The organism is Flavobacterium sp. KH_001 (assembly GCF_057840745.1).
This window is the reverse complement of record NZ_CM174520.1, coordinates 3,875,013-3,891,959: the sequence shown is the minus strand read 5'-3', so window position 1 is coordinate 3,891,959 and position 16,947 is coordinate 3,875,013. Positions and strand designations below refer to the sequence as shown.

General features: G+C 31.9%; 18 protein-coding genes. 9 read left to right on the top strand and 9 right to left on the bottom strand.

The genetic code is table 11. The features are described from left to right. Nucleotide 1 precedes the first annotated feature (1 nt). From AC3ITQ_RS16960 to rpsA, 5 genes are all read left to right on the top strand, one after another. The gene (locus AC3ITQ_RS16960) at nucleotides 2–601 is read left to right on the top strand and encodes a murein L,D-transpeptidase catalytic domain-containing protein (protein ID WP_489235322.1); all 600 of its coding nucleotides are present in this window, start codon (nucleotides 2–4) and stop codon (nucleotides 599–601) included. 51 nt (nucleotides 602–652) lie between these two features. After that, nucleotides 653–1,255 carry a murein L,D-transpeptidase catalytic domain-containing protein gene (locus AC3ITQ_RS16955; RefSeq protein WP_489235321.1) on the top strand — a complete coding sequence of 201 codons (603 nt, stop codon included), beginning with the start codon at nucleotides 653–655 and terminating at the stop codon, nucleotides 1,253–1,255. Between the two features lie 45 nt (nucleotides 1,256–1,300). Continuing rightward, on the top strand, nucleotides 1,301–1,993 hold the full coding sequence (gene cmk, locus AC3ITQ_RS16950; protein WP_489235320.1) for a (d)CMP kinase: 693 nt from the start codon (nucleotides 1,301–1,303) through the stop codon (nucleotides 1,991–1,993). 68 nt (nucleotides 1,994–2,061) lie between these two features. After that, the gene (locus tag AC3ITQ_RS16945; protein ID WP_489235319.1) at nucleotides 2,062–3,324 is read left to right on the top strand and encodes a nucleoside permease; all 1,263 of its coding nucleotides are present in this window, start codon (nucleotides 2,062–2,064) and stop codon (nucleotides 3,322–3,324) included. A 703-nt stretch (nucleotides 3,325–4,027) separates the two neighbouring features. Further along, a complete protein-coding gene (rpsA, locus tag AC3ITQ_RS16940) occupies nucleotides 4,028–5,806 on the top strand; it encodes a 30S ribosomal protein S1 (RefSeq protein ID WP_089354646.1) in 1,779 nt (592 codons plus the stop codon). 248 nt (nucleotides 5,807–6,054) lie between these two features. Here the strand turns inward: rpsA and AC3ITQ_RS16935 are convergent, their stop codons facing one another. Together AC3ITQ_RS16935 and AC3ITQ_RS16930 are read right to left on the bottom strand one after the other, a co-directional pair. Beyond that, on the bottom strand, nucleotides 6,055–6,585 hold the full coding sequence (locus tag AC3ITQ_RS16935) for an ExbD/TolR family protein (RefSeq protein WP_489235318.1): 531 nt from the start codon (nucleotides 6,583–6,585) through the stop codon (nucleotides 6,055–6,057). A gap of 13 nt (nucleotides 6,586–6,598) precedes the next feature. After that, entirely contained in the window at nucleotides 6,599–7,126 is a 528-nt protein-coding gene (locus AC3ITQ_RS16930) for an ExbD/TolR family protein (protein ID WP_489235317.1), read from the bottom strand. 211 nt (nucleotides 7,127–7,337) lie between these two features. Between AC3ITQ_RS16930 and AC3ITQ_RS16925 the strand changes: the two genes are divergently transcribed. Next, nucleotides 7,338–7,892: a fasciclin domain-containing protein gene (locus AC3ITQ_RS16925; protein WP_489235316.1), complete on the top strand. Its 555-nt coding sequence runs from the start codon at nucleotides 7,338–7,340 to the stop codon at nucleotides 7,890–7,892. An 87-nt stretch (nucleotides 7,893–7,979) separates the two neighbouring features. Here the strand turns inward: AC3ITQ_RS16925 and AC3ITQ_RS16920 are convergent, their stop codons facing one another. From AC3ITQ_RS16920 to AC3ITQ_RS16890, 7 genes are all read right to left on the bottom strand, one after another. Beyond that, complete coding sequence (locus AC3ITQ_RS16920; protein WP_489235315.1) at nucleotides 7,980–8,825, bottom strand: EamA family transporter; 846 nt, start codon at nucleotides 8,823–8,825, stop codon at nucleotides 7,980–7,982. Nucleotides 8,826–8,939: 114 nt separating this feature from the next. Next, complete coding sequence (locus AC3ITQ_RS16915; protein WP_056191105.1) at nucleotides 8,940–9,080, bottom strand: hypothetical protein; 141 nt, start codon at nucleotides 9,078–9,080, stop codon at nucleotides 8,940–8,942. Nucleotides 9,081–9,159: 79 nt separating this feature from the next. After that, complete coding sequence (locus tag AC3ITQ_RS16910) at nucleotides 9,160–10,908, bottom strand: M56 family metallopeptidase (RefSeq protein ID WP_489235314.1); 1,749 nt, start codon at nucleotides 10,906–10,908, stop codon at nucleotides 9,160–9,162. A gap of 5 nt (nucleotides 10,909–10,913) precedes the next feature. Beyond that, on the bottom strand, nucleotides 10,914–11,282 hold the full coding sequence (locus tag AC3ITQ_RS16905; RefSeq protein ID WP_489235313.1) for a BlaI/MecI/CopY family transcriptional regulator: 369 nt from the start codon (nucleotides 11,280–11,282) through the stop codon (nucleotides 10,914–10,916). Nucleotides 11,283–11,315: 33 nt separating this feature from the next. Then, nucleotides 11,316–12,932 carry a M56 family metallopeptidase gene (locus AC3ITQ_RS16900; protein WP_489235312.1) on the bottom strand — a complete coding sequence of 539 codons (1,617 nt, stop codon included), beginning with the start codon at nucleotides 12,930–12,932 and terminating at the stop codon, nucleotides 11,316–11,318. Nucleotides 12,933–12,944: 12 nt separating this feature from the next. Further along, nucleotides 12,945–13,313 carry a BlaI/MecI/CopY family transcriptional regulator gene (locus tag AC3ITQ_RS16895; RefSeq protein ID WP_375031510.1) on the bottom strand — a complete coding sequence of 123 codons (369 nt, stop codon included), beginning with the start codon at nucleotides 13,311–13,313 and terminating at the stop codon, nucleotides 12,945–12,947. Nucleotides 13,314–13,476: 163 nt separating this feature from the next. Continuing rightward, nucleotides 13,477–14,694 (bottom strand): MDR family MFS transporter, encoded by a 1,218-nt coding sequence (locus AC3ITQ_RS16890; RefSeq protein ID WP_489235311.1) that lies wholly within the window; start codon nucleotides 14,692–14,694, stop codon nucleotides 13,477–13,479. Nucleotides 14,695–14,793: 99 nt separating this feature from the next. Here AC3ITQ_RS16890 and AC3ITQ_RS16885 point away from each other — a divergent pair, with 99 nt between their 5' ends. From AC3ITQ_RS16885 to AC3ITQ_RS16875, 3 genes are all read left to right on the top strand, one after another. Beyond that, nucleotides 14,794–15,393 carry a DUF1684 domain-containing protein gene (locus AC3ITQ_RS16885; protein ID WP_489235310.1) on the top strand — a complete coding sequence of 200 codons (600 nt, stop codon included), beginning with the start codon at nucleotides 14,794–14,796 and terminating at the stop codon, nucleotides 15,391–15,393. Then, nucleotides 15,393–16,040: a TatD family hydrolase gene (locus AC3ITQ_RS16880; protein ID WP_489235309.1), complete on the top strand. Its 648-nt coding sequence runs from the start codon at nucleotides 15,393–15,395 to the stop codon at nucleotides 16,038–16,040. Before AC3ITQ_RS16885 ends, AC3ITQ_RS16880 begins: the two co-directional genes overlap by 1 nt. Nucleotides 16,041–16,134: 94 nt before the next feature. After that, nucleotides 16,135–16,851, top strand: coding sequence for a tRNA threonylcarbamoyladenosine dehydratase (locus AC3ITQ_RS16875; protein WP_072970655.1), 717 nt, complete (start codon nucleotides 16,135–16,137; stop codon nucleotides 16,849–16,851). Nucleotides 16,852–16,947 lie beyond the last annotated feature (96 nt).

Below are 16,947 nucleotides of genomic sequence, written 5' to 3'. Positions count from 1 at the left end.
TATGAAGCTATTTTATCTAATTCTATTTTTTACAGCAGGTCTTTTTAATACCTCAAATCTTAATTTTAAAGATGAATCCCTTAGCGAAGTTGAGATCGAAAGAATCAACTATCACGTAAATACAGTAAGAGAAATGGTTTATGCCGGTCCTCAGTATAATACTAAAATTGCTTTTTTAGTAGACATGAGAATAAAATCGGGAAAAAACAGATTCTTTGTTTATGATTTGGTAAATAACAAAATTTTAGATCAGGGACTTGTAGCTCACGGCTCAGGCTCTGAAACCGGAATTAGAGGAGAACTTAAATTCAGCAATACACCAAATTCTAATTGCACATCTTTAGGTCGATATTCTATCGAGAAATGTTACAAAGGAATATTTGGAAAAGCCTACCGCTTAAATGGATTAGATCAATCAAATAATAATGCTTTGAAAAGAGCTATAGTACTACATCATTATTCTGCAGTACCACTTGATGAGCAGGATTATTATATTTCGAATAGCCACGGTTGCCCAATGGTTAACGAAGAATTCTTTAAAAGAATTGAAAAAATAGTTGATAGTTCTAAATCGAAAATTATCCTGGATATCTATTATTAAGCAGACATTCCAATTTAATTTTAATATTTATAATTTAATAGCAAGTATCATATGAAGAAGATCTTAATCGTTTTTCTTATGATACTTTTTGTTTTTATAGGTTATACAATTTTTCACAAAACCAATAAACTTTCTTCATCAGTTCCCGTCACAATTTCTGTTAGTCATATAAATGAAGTAAAAAGATTGATAGAGAACAATTCGAAATACAATAAAAGAATTGCATTTTTTATTGATATGAAAATATCGTCTGGTAAGAATCGTTTCTTTGTTTATGATTTAAAAGCTAATAAAATTATAGATAAAGGTCTGGTTGCACATGGTTCAGGCTCTGAAACTAATGTTAAAGGAAAGTTGAAATTCAGCAACATTCCAAATTCACTAAGTACTTCATTGGGTAAATATTACATTGGGAATTCTTATAATGGAAAGTTTGGGAAAGCCTATAAGCTGTACGGATTAGATGAAACCAATAGTAATGCATTTCATCGTGATATTGTTTTTCATTATTATTTTGATGTTCCATATCAAGAGCAAAAAGGATATATTTGCAACAGTTTTGGTTGTCCAATGGTAAATAAAAAATATTTTGAAAGAGCTGCCAAAATAATTGATGGTTCTGAAACGAATATTATAATGAGTATCTATTACTAGTGGAAGAATTAAAAGTCTTAAAAATTAAATTTAAAATATAAAAAATTGAAAAAAATAACGATTGCAATCGACGGATTTTCGTCAACAGGAAAAAGCACTTTAGCGAAACAACTGGCAAAAGAGCTGGAATATGTTTATGTAGATACGGGAGCAATGTATCGTGCGGTGGCTTTGTTTGCAATGCAGAATAATTTTATTGGGTCTGATTCTTTTGATAAAAAAGCACTTATCGAAGCATTACCAAAAATTCAATTGGAATTTAAATTTAATGCTAATTTAGGTTTTGCTGAAATGTACCTGAATGGTGAAAACGTGGAGAAACAAATCAGAACTATTGAAGTTTCTAATTATGTGAGTAAAGTAGCTGAAGTTTCTGAAGTACGTTCTAAATTAGTAGAACAACAACAGGAAATGGGAAAAAACAAAGCGATTGTAATGGATGGAAGAGATATAGGAACTGTCGTTTTTCCAGATGCAGAATTAAAAATATTTATGACCGCAAGCGCCGAAACCCGAGCCCAAAGACGTTTTGACGAACTACAACAAAAAGGTGATGATGTATCTTATGAAGATGTTTTAAAGAATGTCATGGAAAGAGATTATATAGATACCCACCGCGAAGATTCTCCACTAATCATTGCCGATGATGCTATTGAAATTGATAATTCTTATTTAACCAGAGAAGAACAATTTGCAGCTGTTTTAGAATTGATAAATGACGTTGTTAAAACGGCTTAATTTTTTGCAGATATCATTTTTAATGGTAGTTTTACCGCTTCATTTTATTTAAAAGACAATTTCATCATATGGGAATTAAATTAAGACTTACAATTATGAATTTTCTCCAATTTTTTGTTTGGGGAGTATGGTTGATTTCATTGGGAGGATACATGGGGCAGGTTTTTGGTCCAATTGAAGGTGGAAGTGTTGGTTTATCAATAGGTAGAACATATGGATCAATGGGATGGGCAAGTTTATTTATGCCTGCATTACTTGGTATAATTGCTGATAAATATTTTAGTGCTCAAAAAGTATTAGGGATTGCTCATATAATTGCTGGAATTGCAATTTTCTTCGCAACAAAAGCTACAAATTCAACTGAAATGTATTGGGTTATTTTTGCAACTAGTTGTTTTTATATGCCAACGATAGCTTTAAATAATTCTGTAAGTTATGCTGTTTTAAATAAGTTCAAATTTAATGTACAGGAAGCGTTTACTCCAATTCGTGTTTGGGGTACAGTAGGTTTTATAATTGCAATGTGGGTTACTGATTTAACAGATTGGAAATCGAATACAAATCAGTTTATATTTGCTTCGATAGCTATGATTGTTACAGGTTTGTTTTCTTTTACAATGCCAGATGTTCCTGCAGAAAATAAAAATACAAATCAATCTTTGTCAAGTAAATTTGGACTAGATGCTTTTGTGTTATTTAAGCAAAAGAAAATGGCTGTGTTTTTTGTTTTTGCAATGTTATTAGGTGCGGCACTACAAGTTACAAATATGTTTGGTGATACATTTATTAGAGATTTTGGTTCTAATCCTGAATATCATGGTACTTTTGGTGTAGAGCATTCAGTTTTTATAATTTCATTGTCTCAAATTTCCGAAACATTATTTATCTTAACTATACCATTTTTCTTAAAGAGATTTGGAATCAAACAAGTAATGATTTTTAGTATGATTGCATGGGTATTACGCTTTGCTTTATTTGGAATTGGAAATCCAGGTTCAGGAGTTATTTTCCTTGTATTATCAATGATCGTGTATGGAATGGCTTTTGATTTCTTTAATATTTCTGGTTCTTTATTTGTTGAGAGAGAAACAGATAGTAAAATAAGGTCAAGTGCACAAGGATTATTTATGTTGATGACCAATGGAATTGGTGCTATTTTAGGTGGAGAATTTGCAGGCAGAACGGTAAGTTATTTTACCGTTGAAAATAAAGTGCAGTGGCCGGAAGTTTGGTTTTCATTTGCAGGATATTCTTTTGTAATTTTAGTTTTATTTGCATTTTTATTTAAATATAAGCATGATCCTAAGGAATTGGAGAATTTGAGTCATTAAGAAAAAGTTTTTTTCAAGACTTTTAGTTTTGAAAATTAGAATAAAAAATAAATACAAATACCACAATGATTTCTATATGCGGAAATCATTGTGGTATTTTTTGTTAAATGAATTATATAAATGAATATTATGGCAAAGACAAAAATAAAATTATATTCTCTTTCTGAAATGAAAGATAAACTTATAGGGAAAATTGGAACCAAAGAAAGGGACAAATACGAGAAAAAACTTCTCAAACATATTTCTAAATTTAAATGACCTTTCAAGTAGACCTTGGTCAAAGGTTAAAACTTTGACAAAGGTAAATCGCGCATAGAAGATAGTTGCGCATAGTAAACCCTACAGGTTTTTAAATCTGTCGGGTTTGTTTTTAATCGAAAGCAAAAGGTGTGAAAAACTACTAATCGTTCTTGCCTAGCCCCGATAGAAGTGGAAATCCTTTTATGTCCGCCGCGGCGGACATAAAAGATTGGAACGGATAGCGGGACTGAACGTCTTAAAAAACCTAAAATCTTCTGCTCCTGAACAATTGCCTGATAATCATTTAGAATTGTTTTGCTATTACAAATATTTGTATTAATTTTGCAAACCTTTTGGCAAAGAAGAGTTTCCTTTAGGTATCAACTATTTATGTAAAACAACTTCTGTTTTTTCTACTGCTTTATGAAACTCGAGGAAAACAGAATACAAATTTTTTATCAGCATGTCTGAACAATTAAAATCACAAGAAGAGTTTTTAGCAAATTTTAACTGGCATAACTTCCAAGAAGGAATTGATGCAGTAGATGAGAAAAACTTACAAGAATTCGAAGAACTAGTTTCAAAAACTTTCATCGCTACAGACCAAGAAGAAGTAGTTGAAGGTGTAGTTGTTAGAATTACAGATAGAGACGTTATCGTTGATATCAACGCAAAATCGGAAGGTGTTATTTCTTTAAACGAATTCCGTTACAACCCGAACTTAAAAGTTGGTGACAAAGTAGAAGTATTAATCGACATCCGTGAGGATAAAACAGGTCAATTAGTATTATCTCACAGAAAAGCACGTACTATTAAATCATGGGATAGAGTTATTTCTGCAAATGAAACAGGAGAAATCGTTAATGGTTTTGTAAAATGCAGAACTAAAGGTGGTATGATCGTTGATGTTTTCGGAATTGAAGCTTTCTTACCTGGTTCTCAAATTGATGTTAAGCCAATTAGAGACTACGATGTATATGTAAACAAAATGATGGAATTCAAAGTGGTAAAAATTAACCACGAATTCAAAAACGTTGTTGTATCTCATAAAGCGCTTATCGAAGCTGATATCGAAGTACAGAAAAAAGAAATCATCGGTCAATTACAAAAAGGACAAGTATTAGAAGGTGTTGTTAAAAACATTACTTCTTATGGTGTGTTCATTGACTTAGGTGGTGTTGACGGATTAATTCACATTACTGACCTTTCTTGGAGTAGAATCAACCACCCAAGTGAAGTTCTTGAATTAGACCAAAAATTAAACGTTGTAATCCTTGATTTCGATGATGAGAAAACAAGAATTCAATTAGGATTGAAACAATTAAACGCTCACCCATGGGATGCTTTAGATGCTAATTTAACTATTGGTGATAAAGTAAAAGGTAAAGTAGTTGTAATCGCTGATTACGGTGCATTTATTGAAGTTGCTGAAGGTGTTGAAGGTTTAATTCACGTTTCTGAAATGTCATGGTCAACTCATTTACGTTCTGCTCAGGATTTCGTAAAAGTTGGAGATGTTGTTGAGGCTGTTATCTTAACTTTAGATAGAGATGACCGTAAAATGTCATTAGGTATCAAACAATTGACTCAAGATCCATGGACTGACATTACTTCTAAATACCCAGTAGGTTCTAAACATACAGGTATCGTTAGAAACTTTACAAACTTTGGTATTTTCGTAGAATTAGAAGAAGGAATTGATGGATTAATTTACATCTCTGACTTATCTTGGACTAAGAAAATCAAACACCCATCTGAATTTGTAAATGTTGGTGAGAAACTTGATGTAGTTGTATTAGAATTAGATGTTGAAGGACGTAAATTATCTTTAGGTCACAAACAAACTACTGCTAATCCTTGGGATCAATACGAAGATTCTTTCGCTGTAGGAACTATCCACAATGGTGAAATTTCTGAAATCGTTGACAAAGGAGCTACTGTAGAATTCGGAGATGATATCGTTGCTTTCATTCCTACTCGTCACCTTGAAAAAGAAGACGGAAAGAAATTGAAAAAAGGTGATACTGCTGATTTCAAAGTAATCGAATTTAACAAAGAATTCAAAAGAGTAGTTGCTTCTCACACTGCTATCTTCCGTGAAGAAGAAGAGAAAAACGTGAAAGCTGCAACTGAGAATACTTCATCTGCTTCATCTACTAATGCACCAGCTGCAACTTTAGGAGATAACAATGATGTATTAGCTGCATTAAAAGCTAAAATGGAAAAAACTGAGAAAAAATAATTCTTAGTTTCCTCTAAATAGAAAGTCCCACAGTAATGTGGGACTTTTTTTATGTTATTATTGTTTCAAATTTTCTTTGTTTGAGATTGTGATTCTAAAAACTTAATTTAATTGAAGTTTGATTTTAATTTGGAGCTATTTCCAGCTATCATTCCAATCTTTTGCGCCTCCGAAAGCCTCGGGACCAGCACAAAAGGATTTTTCCTTCTATCTAGACTTATGGCATTCGTTTTCAAAAGAAGTTTGGATTATTTAACTGCTAAAAGTTTTGATTCTTCGGGAGTATAATAATCAACAATTAAATAAGATTTTATTCCAGTTATTTTCATTTCATCAAGAATATCAATTAAGTTGCCATAATTTGAGTTTTTGCTTGGTTTTATAATTACTGTTACACCTTTTTCGGGCTTGCCTCTTTGTATTGAGTATTCAAGTACTTTTGCATTTCTTTCTAATAATTCTTTTCTAATTCCATTTTTTCCGTAGGACACTTCTTTTGGGGCATCAATCGGAACAAATATTAATCCAGAATAAGTAATTATTTTATTATTATCATCTAATAGAACTGTCATAGTACGATTTTCGTCAGGCATATTACAACCATATGTTTCACCACAATCATCACAACCAGGTGTTCCATATTGCATGACTTTCGGTTTTGCCAACTCAATCGTCACCATAAAAAATATAATCAACAAAAACGAAACGCTAACCATTGCAGTTAAATCGACTCTCGTGCTTAATTTTTTACTTCTTACTTTTTTAGGTATATTTTCCATGGTTTTAAGGTTTTTATTTAGAAGCTAATAAATTTGATTCTTCCAGGGTGTATTCGTCTACAATTGCATAAGTATCAATTTTTGCAATTTTCATTTCATCTAAAATATCAACTAGATTTTTAAAGTTACTTTTTCGACTAGGTTTTATAATTACTATTACACCACTTTTTGGTTTGCCAACTGATATCATATAATCACTTACTTCTTTCTTTTTTCTATATACTTCTTTACGAATTCCATCCTTTCCAAATTCAATTTTCTTTGCTGTATACATGTCAAATTCTAATATTCCTGAATAAGTTATGATTTTATCATTTTCGTCCAATAAAATTGTATATAAACGATTTCCCCTAATACAACCACCTTCACCGCCACATCCAAACTCTTTATCTGGTAGCGCTAAATCAAATCCTTTTGGTTTTGCTAATTCAATTGTTACCATAAAAAATATAATCAACAAAAACGAAATACTAACCATTGCTGTTAAATCAACTCTTGTGCTTAACTTTTTACTCCTTACTTTTTTAGGTAAATTTTGCATAATGAATCAATTTGTTTACGAAAGTTAGTAATAAAAGTAATATAATAAGATTATGAATTAGAAAAATATTTAAAAATAAATTGGCGAATTAATATGTTGTTTTCCAGAAGATTTTAAAGTTTTATTAATGGTTTGATTTCTGATTTGCTTTTTTCATAAAACCAAATTAGAAACTATCCCGTAAATGAGTTTATAACTTAAAATAATATTTATGAAAACTAGAAATTTTTTAAACGTAGCAATCTTAACACTCGGCTTTGCATTTACGTCTTTTGCACAAAAAACAGTAATGGTTGGTGGAGCTGCAATGTATCCTAACAAAAATATTGTCGAAAATGCCGTAAACTCAAAAGATCACACAACTTTAGTGGCTGCTGTAAAAGCTGCAGGTTTAGTTGAAACATTGCAAAGTAAAGGACCATTCACCGTTTTTGCCCCAACAAATGCTGCATTCGATAAATTACCTGCTGGAACTGTCGAAACATTATTAAAACCAGAGAACATTAAAACTTTGCAAACGATCCTAACCTATCATGTTGTTGCTGGAAAAATGAATTCTTCGGACATTGCTAAAGCAATTAAAATGGGTAAAGGAAAAGCAACTCTTAAAACTGTTAGCGGTGGAACTTTAACTGCGTGGATGGATGGTGCAGCTTTATACATTAGTGACGAAAGCGGTAACAAATCTAAAGTTACAATTGCTGATGTGAATCAATCTAATGGTGTAATTCATGTAGTTGATAGTGTGTTATTACCAAAAATGTAAAATCTACTCAAGTTCCAATTATTTAAAAATTCCAAATTCCAACTTTAAAACTGGAACTTGGAATTTTTTTATTGGAATTTTTTAGATTTATCTTTTAGCAGTTAATGTTGAGCCAGCCGAAGCCACGACCACACAAACTACAGCCAAGATTTCATAAAAGTTTAAGTTTTCCTGCAAAAATATAAAAGCACATATTGCTGCAGCGGCAGGTTCTAAGCTCATTAAAATACTAAAAGTTCGTGGAGGAAGCTGACCTAATGCTTTCATTTCTAAAGTGAACGGAATAGCACTAGACAAAAGTGCCAATGCAGCTCCCATACCCAAAAACTTTAGGGTAAGATTGGCTAATCCATTTTCGTAAAATCCAAATGGCAATATTAAAATTGCAGCAAATAACATTCCGGTAGAAACAGCCTGACCGCCGTTCATAATTTTAGAAATTTTTCCTCCCAAGACGATATAGGCTGCCCAAAGTGCGCCTGCTAAAAGAGCAAATATAACCCCAAGCAAATCGATTCTGTTATTGGACCACGGAGCAATTAATACAATGCCCATTGCCGCAAGTAAAACCCAACAATAATCAATCAGTCTTTTAGATCCGATTATAGCAACTAATAAAGGTCCGATAAATTCTAAAGTGACAGCCAGTCCAATTGGGATCCTTTCGATAGCCATATAAAAAATTAAATTCATCGCACCCAAAGCTAAACCATACGGAACGACGATTTTCCATTGATTAGTTGTGATTTGTTTTAAATTTGGTCGGTAGGCTAAAAGTAAAATTATAGCCGAAATTCCAATTCGTATAGAAGCCGTTCCTGCCGCACCAATTGCAGGAAACAGCGTTTTTGCAATTGCCGCACCACATTGTACACTTATAATAGATAATAATACTGCAGGGACAGGAGGAAGGTTGAATTCTTTATTTTTCATGCGTAATTGAAATGGACTGCAAAAGTACGAAATAAGTTTCGAAGGATACATTTCAATCCAGTTCAAATAGGAAAAATGTGTTACAAAGAAGCAACTAAAAAAGTATGTTTTATTTTATTCTAAAGCACGTTTCGTTACATAGGCACGATAGCCAATAATTGCCATCTGCCATTTTTTTGCTTTTGAAATGTCTAATCCTTGTTTGGTAAAACTTGGTAAAAGGATTTTATTAATTTTGGCTAAAATTTTAAACATAGTAGGTTAGTTTTTTCAAAGATATAAAAAAAGACTTTGTTTTTTAACAAAGTCTTTTTGATGTTTATAAGAGAACTAATTAAGATTTTTTACTTTCCTTCTCCATCTTCTTCATTTCTTTTTCATAAGCTTTCATGTCTTTTTCGTAAGCTTTCATATTTTTCTCATATTCTTTCATGTCTCTTCCAACAGTTTCTTCTATGTACTTGCCGTACTTTTCCATCTCAACGCTGAATTTTTCCATGGCAATTTCATACTTCTCCATATCCTTACCGTACATCGCTTCATGCTTAGACATGATTTCATCAACTTGTTCTGTGTAAGCAGAAAGAGTTGGTTCAAAATCTTCCATTTTTTTCTCAAATGCAGCCATATCTTTTTCGAAATTAGCCATGGCTACTTTATCTCTTGGATTTGCAGGAGGAGCTGGTGCTTTAGGCATTTTAGACATGTCTATAGTTGGTAACTTTGGCATTGATCCGCCAGGAAAAGCGGGTGCAGCTGGAGGTGTAATAGTACTTATTCTTGGAGGAGCCGGTGGAGCAGGAGGCGCAACATGCATATTATTAACATCAGGACCATTTACTTCATCAACATCTGCAACGCGATCCTGAACCATCATGGAGTCGTTTGGTTCACCATCTGTAACAACGCCAATTTTTTTGACATTATCGTCGTCAGTTGATACCACAAGACCAAAGCTTTTTATTGCTTCGTCTCCATTTATCTCAATGGTTTGAACCTCATGAGTCCCTTTTTTAATGTTCATTTTGATGGCTGTCAATTCCCTATCTGTGTTTCTTTTTACATTCGAGATAGCAACATCAAAATCGTGTTTTTGTTTTATTTTTTCAGAGATCACTTTTAATTCCTCATCTGTTGTTGTTTTTTCGATTTTGTAAACATCATCTGATGTAGTTCTGGTAACTTCCTGAGTTTCTTTTTTCTCTTGTGCAATCGTTTTTATTTGAAATAAAAACACAAATAATGCAAGTGCTGGAATTATGGTGCAATACTTCCAGTAATTTGTTTTTTTTGATTGATTTTTGTTTAACATGACAATTCGTTTTTTGATTAATGATTGATAAAAATGATTGGTAATGGCAACACAAGTTTCATGTGTTGTTATTTTTAAAAGCGTGTATTGATACGCTTTTTTGTCTGATATTTTTTTGGCAGCTTCATTATCAGCAATGAACTCAAGGTTTTGAAGAATTGCTTTTTTGTACAACCAAATAATAGGATTGAACCAAAATAGCACACAAAAAATTCTTGAAATAATCACATCTACAGTATGATTTTGATCACTATGAACTTTTTCATGTTCCAGAATACTTTCTAATTCTGATGCGCTATACAGTGATGAGTTGTATACGATATAATCAAAATAAGAAAATGGTGCGATGTTTTCCTCAATATCAATAAATTTAAAATCGGCTTCCTGCTGTATTTCTCTACCTTTTAAAACAGAGTTTAAGCTGTAAAAATCGGTTGCAAACTTTATCATAAGGGCCAAAAATCCAATACCGTAAATAATAAGCGCTACTAAATTCCAATTGATTTCAAAGGTTTCTTCCGGAATAGTATTAGTATGAGGAATATAACCAGTAGCATAACTCATAACTTCACCAGGTATTGGTATAGGATCGACCCACACAATTTTGGTGTAAACCACAAAAGGCAAAACTACGGAAGTGATAAGACCAGCTAATAGAAACCATCTGTTACTATTGAAAAAAGTTTCTTTACGAAGTAAAAAAAAGTAAGCGCAGTAAAATAATACTAATAATCCGCTTGATTTGGCGATAAAAGTGAAAAATGCTTCCATAATGCTTATTTTTCTTCGTTTGGTTTTTCGATCATAGCTAAGATTTCACGTAATTCGGTCGCAGATATTTTTTCTTCTTTGGCAAAGAATGAGACCATACTTTTATAAGAACTGTTGAAATAATTATCAATTGCAGTACTCATGAAACCTTTTCTGTAATCTTCAATACTTACAGTTGGATAATATTGATGTGTATTTCCAAAGGCATTATGACATACATATCCTTTTTCTTCTAAATTTCGCACAATAGTCGAAAGCGTATTATAATGCGGTTGATCCTCTGTTATTTCTGCCTGAATCTCTTTTACAAAAGCTTTTTTAAGCTTCCATAAAATATGCATTATTTCTTCTTCTTTGTTGGTTAGTTTTAACATGGTCTTGGTTAGTTTTTAATTTCAAATTGAAAATTATTCTTTAGTTTCAATTTCAATAACACTATTTTTATCCTCTTCGCCATCTTTAGCTGATGTTTTTGAACTTTTATAAATATGTATTGTTTTAATGTTGTCAGAATTCAGATCTCTAACTTTCCCATCATAAACAACTTCTCCGTTGACAATAATTAATTGCTTTGATTGCGTATTAATATTGTCGTTTGATACTAGACTTATGTTTGTTTGCAGTTTTGGCTCAATAGTTATATTTTTATTATAACCAACTTTAACATTCGTATTTATCTTAGTATTTACATTAGTATCTGTATTATTTGCACTAGTGCTTGTATTAATGCTTGTATTAGTATTATGATTAGTTTTAACATCACAATTAGTGTTAGAATTTACAATTTTTTTTACTTCGACTTTGCGTTCTTTATCGATAATTTGTACTTCACCGATTTGATTATCTGTTTTTAAACCTATTTTTTTAGATCCGTCTTTTTCAGTTTCAATTACAATTTCACAATCTTTAATTGCTTCACTTCCTTTAACTCTGTAAGATTGTGATTGTTCAGAACCTCTTTTAAGATCAAATCTAATGGCTGTTAACTCATTTTTTGAATTTCGTTTAACATCAGAAATCTTTGCATCAACATTGTGATTTAGCTTCATTTTTTCAGCCATTTCTTTTAATTGTTGATCAGTGGTTGTTTTACTGATTTTGTAAACATCAACAGAATCATCTTTTTCTCTAAGTTCTTTTGTTGCAATTTCTCTTTTTTCTTTTGCAATTACTTCAATTTGAAATAATAACACAAAAGCAGCGAGTGCCGGAATAACAACATAGAGTTTCCAGGAGCTCCTTTTTTTTGATTGATTTTTGTTTAACATGACAATTCGTTTTTTGATTAATGATTGATAAAAATGATTGGTGATTGATAGACAACTTTCATGAGTTGTAATTTTTAAAAGCGTGTATTGATACGCTTTTTTGTCTGCTATTTTTTGAGCAGCGGCTGCATCAGCGATAAATTCAAGATTTTGCGTTATTGCTTTTCTATAAAGCCAAATAACAGGATTGAACCAAAATAAGATAGAGAAAGACCTCGCAATCAAAACATCCATAGTATGGTTTTGATCACTGTGTACTTTTTCATGTTCAAGAATACTTTCTAATTCAGAAGCTGTGTACATTGATGAGTTGTACACGATGTATTCAAAATAAGAAAATGGAGCAATGTTTTCGTTTATATCAACAAATTTAAAATCAGCTTGTTGTTTTATTTGTTTTCCTTTTATAACTGAATTTAAACTATAAAAATCAAAAGCAAATTTTATAAGCAAAGCTAAAACTCCAATAGTATAGATAGCGACTAGTGTTAGACTCCAGTTAATTTCAGAAACATCTTTTTCTATTTGCGCTGAATATAACGACGCATAATTTACATTTGAAAGTGGAGTTGGATCAACCCAAATCACTTTAGTATAAACTACCAATGGAAGTATTGAAGAAGTAATTAAACCTATCAATAGAAAACACCTGTTACTATTGAAAAAAGTTTCCTTGCGTAACAAAAAATAGTAAGCGCAATAAAATAACATTACTAAGCCTGCTGATTTTGCGATATAAATAAAAAGTGTTTCCATAAACAATAGTTTTTATTTGTCCTCTTTAGGAGTTTCAATCATGGCCAGTATTTCGCGTAATTCAGCCGCGGATATTTTTTCTTCTTTGGCAAAAAATGAAACCATATTTTTATAAGAACTATTGAAATAGTTATCAATAGCTGTCTTCATGTATTTTTTGCTGTAGGCTTCTAAAGTAATTATCGGGTAGTACTGATGTGTATTCCCAAAAGCATTATGTGCCACAAAACCCTTTTCCTCAAGATTACGAACAATAGTCGAAAGTGTATTGTAATGCGGTTGATCTTCTGTTATTTCAGCCTGAACCTCTTTTACAAAAGCTTTTTTAAGCTTCCATAAAATGTGCATGATTTCTTCTTCTTTGTTGGTTAACTTTTGCATGTTTTCTAATTTTAATTCAAACCTACAACTATTTTTTTAGTTACACAACTATAAAAATAGTTATTTAACTAAAAATTAAGTTTGATTCGGATTAAGAGCGCAGAAAAGGATTCAAATTTAAAAGTAATAAATTGAATTTGAGTAATTTAAATGTTGAAAATGTTTAGTGTTTTTTTTCGAGAAGCAAAGCCTTTTTAATCCAGAAACAACAAAGAGTAGCCACAACCCCAATAGAAGCCATGAAAAACCAGTTAATTTGGTAACCTAATCGGCTGATGATTTCAAAACCAACTTTGGAACTAATAATATGGGCTAAACTAAAACTCATAGTATACAATGCCATATAACGGCCTTCCTGACCACGTGGGGCACGACTTAAAGCGAAAGCATTAGAAAACGGAAAGGTTAAAATCTCTCCAATCGAAATGCAAATCATACTAATCACCAGAATACCAGCCCACACATTTATCAAAAGCAAAAAGAAACTTGAAGCCATCACAAAGGAACCCAGTATAATAATTTTAATTTTTGGGAAACCTTTACGTTCCATAAATCCAACAGTTGGCATTTCAAGAGCAAAAATTAAAAGTCCGTTTAAGGTCATTAATAATCCTGTTTGGAATTCACTTAAACCAAACTTTTCATTATGATACAAAGGAAGCGTTGTGAAAAGCTGGAAGAAGATCATTGCTGTTACAAAACTCACAAATAAGAAAACCCAAAAGATTCGATCATGAAAAACGGATTTTTTATCTGCGGCGCTTTCAATTTTATCATCATGAGCAACTTTTTTCTTTTCTTTTACCAATAAGGCAAAAATTGAAATGGATATGATACAGGAAGCTCCATCAACCCAAAACAATCCAGAGTAACCGATTCCCATAATAATTAATCCACCTAAAGCGGGTCCGGCCGCGAAACCTAAATTTACCGCTAAGCGCACCAAGGTTAAAGCTCGGGTTCTGTTTTCTGGTTTGGCATAAGCACCTAATGACACAAACATAGCAGGTCTGAACATATCTGCAATCACCATTAAAATAAACATGGCAATGCACAATCCCCAAAAAGTTGTTATATATTGTACGAAGAAGAGCGACACTCCACTGGTAAATAAACTAAAAATCATGATTTTGTAGAATCCGATTTTGTCTGAAAGTTTTCCTCCCAGCCAGGATCCCAACATTGAACCTAAACCAAATGCAACCATAATCCAGCCAACCTGATTATAAGAGAAATGAAGGTCTTCTTTTAAGTATTTTGACAAAAAAGGAAGTACCATAGTACCGGCACGATTGATAAAAGTGACCAATGTAAGTATCCAAATTTCTCTTGAAAATCCCCTAAAATTATTGATGTAGTGGTTGGTTGCGGCTTTGAGCATTATAAAAATATGTTATTTGCAACAAAGTTAGGAAACTTTGTCACGTATCGCGGTTGCTGCTTTGTTACTTTTAAACTATTTTTGTTCAAAATTTCCAAGATGAAGAAAATTGCATTTCTTACTTTATTATTAACTTTTAGTTTTGGCTTCAGTCAAAAGAAATTTGATAAAAAAGAAACAGAAAAATTTCAGAAGACTATAAATTCAGAATACGCTGATCCTAAAACAAGTCCGTTAATGGAAGAAGATTTAAAAGTTTTTAAAGCTTTAGATTTTTATCCTATTAATGCCAAATATTTTGTCAATGCAAAGTTTGTAAAGGCCAAAAATGAAAAGGTTTTCGAAATGAAAACGACCGGAACAAGAACTCCAAAATATATAAAATACGGAACTTTATACTTTACTATTGAAGGTAAAGCATTGCAATTAAATGTATATAGAAGTATTGATCTTTCGAAAACAGATGAATATAAAGATCATTTGTTTCTCCCTTTTTCAGATTTAACTTCAGGAAAGGAAAGTTATATAGGAGGAAGATATATTGACTTGAAGATTCCAAAAGGAAATACTATTGCAGTCGATTTTAATCAAGCCTACAATCCCTATTGTGCCTATAATCATAAATATTCTTGTCCGCTGGTTCCTTTGGAAAATGATTTGAATATTGAAATTAAAGCGGGAGTTAAAACTTTTCATTAATGGAATTCTTTAATTTTCATACGCACCAATTTACAAATCACCCCAATATTCTGGAGTTGGTCAATCAGTATCCAAATGAGTTTGATGCTTCGATTCCGTTTTATTCGATCGGAATTCATCCGTGGTATATAGTTGAGGATAGAATTGATGCTGATCTGAAAATTATTGAAGAAAAATTACAAACGAAAAATTGTCTGGCGATCGGAGAATGCGGTTTAGATAAACGAATTGAAATTCCGCTGGAACAACAAATTATAGTTTTTGAAAAGCAATTGGCTTTAGCCGAAAAATATAAAAAACCTGTCGTTATTCATTGTGTTGCGGCTTTTCAGGAAGTGATTGAAATTAAGAAGAAATTAAAAATTTCCGTTCCGATGATTATTCACGGATTTTCAAAAAACAGTCAGCTTGCCAATCAATTAATTGCGGAAGGATTTTATCTTTCTTTTGGAAAATATTTGCTGAGAAATCCAGAATTAAAAATGGTTTTTCAACACATTCCGGACGATCGTTTTCTATTGGAAACTGATACGATTGAAGAAAATATTCAGCAGGTTTACGATTTAGCAGCAGAATATAAAAGTATAACTGTTAAAGAATTACAAGATGTTATATCAATTAATTTTGAAGATATATTTAGAAGGTAAAAGAATAAGAAACAAGAATTAACAGCCAAGAGAAAAACTTGAAACTTAAAACTTGAAACAAATTAAAAGAAAACAAAAATAAACAAAAGATTTTATGGCAGAGTGGACAGAAAGAGCCGAGCTTTTATTTACAAAAGAAGGATTAGAAAACTTAAAAAACTCCAATGTTTTGGTAGTGGGTTTAGGAGGAGTGGGATCGTTTGCAGCTGAGTTTTTGGCAAGAGCGGGAGTAGGGAGTATGACAATAGTTGATGGTGATGTTGTTGATATTACAAATATTAATCGTCAATTACCGGCATTGCATTCAACAGTTGGACAACCAAAAATTACTATTGTTGGCGATCGTTTGATGGATATTAATCCGGAATTGAAACTAACGCGAGTTCAGGAATTTTTATCTCCGGAAAGAGCTTTTGAAATCGTTTCTCCTGAATTTGATTACGTTTTGGACTGTATAGACAGTATTACGCCAAAACTTAATTTGATTATTGCGGCAAAACGCAAAAGAGTAAAAATATTAAGCAGCATGGGTGCTGGTGGAAAAATGTTAGCTTCAAAAGTAAAAGTGACTGATATTTCTAAAACAATAAACTGTTACTTTTCTAAGACTATCCGTAAACGTCTAAAAGCAGAAAAAATCAATAAATTAAAAGTGGTATTTTCTTCTGAAATTCAGGATGAAAAAAGCTTAAAATTAACAGATGGAAAAAACTTCAAAAAATCTTTCTACGGAACGAACAGTTATATGCCAGGCTTATTTGGGCTTCACGCTGCAGAAACGGTGATTCGCCATTTGCTTAAAAAAGAGTAAAAAATTGTTTCATGTTTTCTTTGTTTCAGGTTCAGGATCGAGTAAAATTCTGTCAAATTTATCACAACATGAGAACTTGAAACTTGGAACCGCTAA

What these genes read in the sequence shown, in the direction of transcription:
- AC3ITQ_RS16915 (WP_056191105.1), bottom strand. Translation starts at nt 9,080, where the DNA reads ATGTTTAAAATTTTAGCCAAAATTAATAAAATCCTTTTACCAAGTTTT.
- AC3ITQ_RS16895 (WP_375031510.1), bottom strand. Translation starts at nt 13,313, where the DNA reads ATGCAAAAGTTAACCAACAAAGAAGAAGAAATCATGCACATTTTATGG.
- AC3ITQ_RS16910 (WP_489235314.1), bottom strand. Translation starts at nt 10,908, where the DNA reads ATGGAAGCATTTTTCACTTTTATCGCCAAATCAAGCGGATTATTAGTA.
- rpsA (WP_089354646.1), top strand. Translation starts at nt 4,028, where the DNA reads ATGTCTGAACAATTAAAATCACAAGAAGAGTTTTTAGCAAATTTTAAC.
- AC3ITQ_RS16960 (WP_489235322.1), top strand. Translation starts at nt 2, where the DNA reads ATGAAGCTATTTTATCTAATTCTATTTTTTACAGCAGGTCTTTTTAAT.
- AC3ITQ_RS16935 (WP_489235318.1), bottom strand. Translation starts at nt 6,585, where the DNA reads ATGGAAAATATACCTAAAAAAGTAAGAAGTAAAAAATTAAGCACGAGA.
- AC3ITQ_RS16930 (WP_489235317.1), bottom strand. Translation starts at nt 7,126, where the DNA reads ATGCAAAATTTACCTAAAAAAGTAAGGAGTAAAAAGTTAAGCACAAGA.
- AC3ITQ_RS16905 (WP_489235313.1), bottom strand. Translation starts at nt 11,282, where the DNA reads ATGTTAAAACTAACCAACAAAGAAGAAGAAATAATGCATATTTTATGG.
- AC3ITQ_RS16880 (WP_489235309.1), top strand. Translation starts at nt 15,393, where the DNA reads ATGGAATTCTTTAATTTTCATACGCACCAATTTACAAATCACCCCAAT.
- AC3ITQ_RS16885 (WP_489235310.1), top strand. Translation starts at nt 14,794, where the DNA reads ATGAAGAAAATTGCATTTCTTACTTTATTATTAACTTTTAGTTTTGGC.
- AC3ITQ_RS16955 (WP_489235321.1), top strand. Translation starts at nt 653, where the DNA reads ATGAAGAAGATCTTAATCGTTTTTCTTATGATACTTTTTGTTTTTATA.
- AC3ITQ_RS16875 (WP_072970655.1), top strand. Translation starts at nt 16,135, where the DNA reads ATGGCAGAGTGGACAGAAAGAGCCGAGCTTTTATTTACAAAAGAAGGA.
- AC3ITQ_RS16920 (WP_489235315.1), bottom strand. Translation starts at nt 8,825, where the DNA reads ATGAAAAATAAAGAATTCAACCTTCCTCCTGTCCCTGCAGTATTATTA.
- AC3ITQ_RS16925 (WP_489235316.1), top strand. Translation starts at nt 7,338, where the DNA reads ATGAAAACTAGAAATTTTTTAAACGTAGCAATCTTAACACTCGGCTTT.
- AC3ITQ_RS16900 (WP_489235312.1), bottom strand. Translation starts at nt 12,932, where the DNA reads ATGGAAACACTTTTTATTTATATCGCAAAATCAGCAGGCTTAGTAATG.
- AC3ITQ_RS16945 (WP_489235319.1), top strand. Translation starts at nt 2,062, where the DNA reads ATGGGAATTAAATTAAGACTTACAATTATGAATTTTCTCCAATTTTTT.
- AC3ITQ_RS16890 (WP_489235311.1), bottom strand. Translation starts at nt 14,694, where the DNA reads ATGCTCAAAGCCGCAACCAACCACTACATCAATAATTTTAGGGGATTT.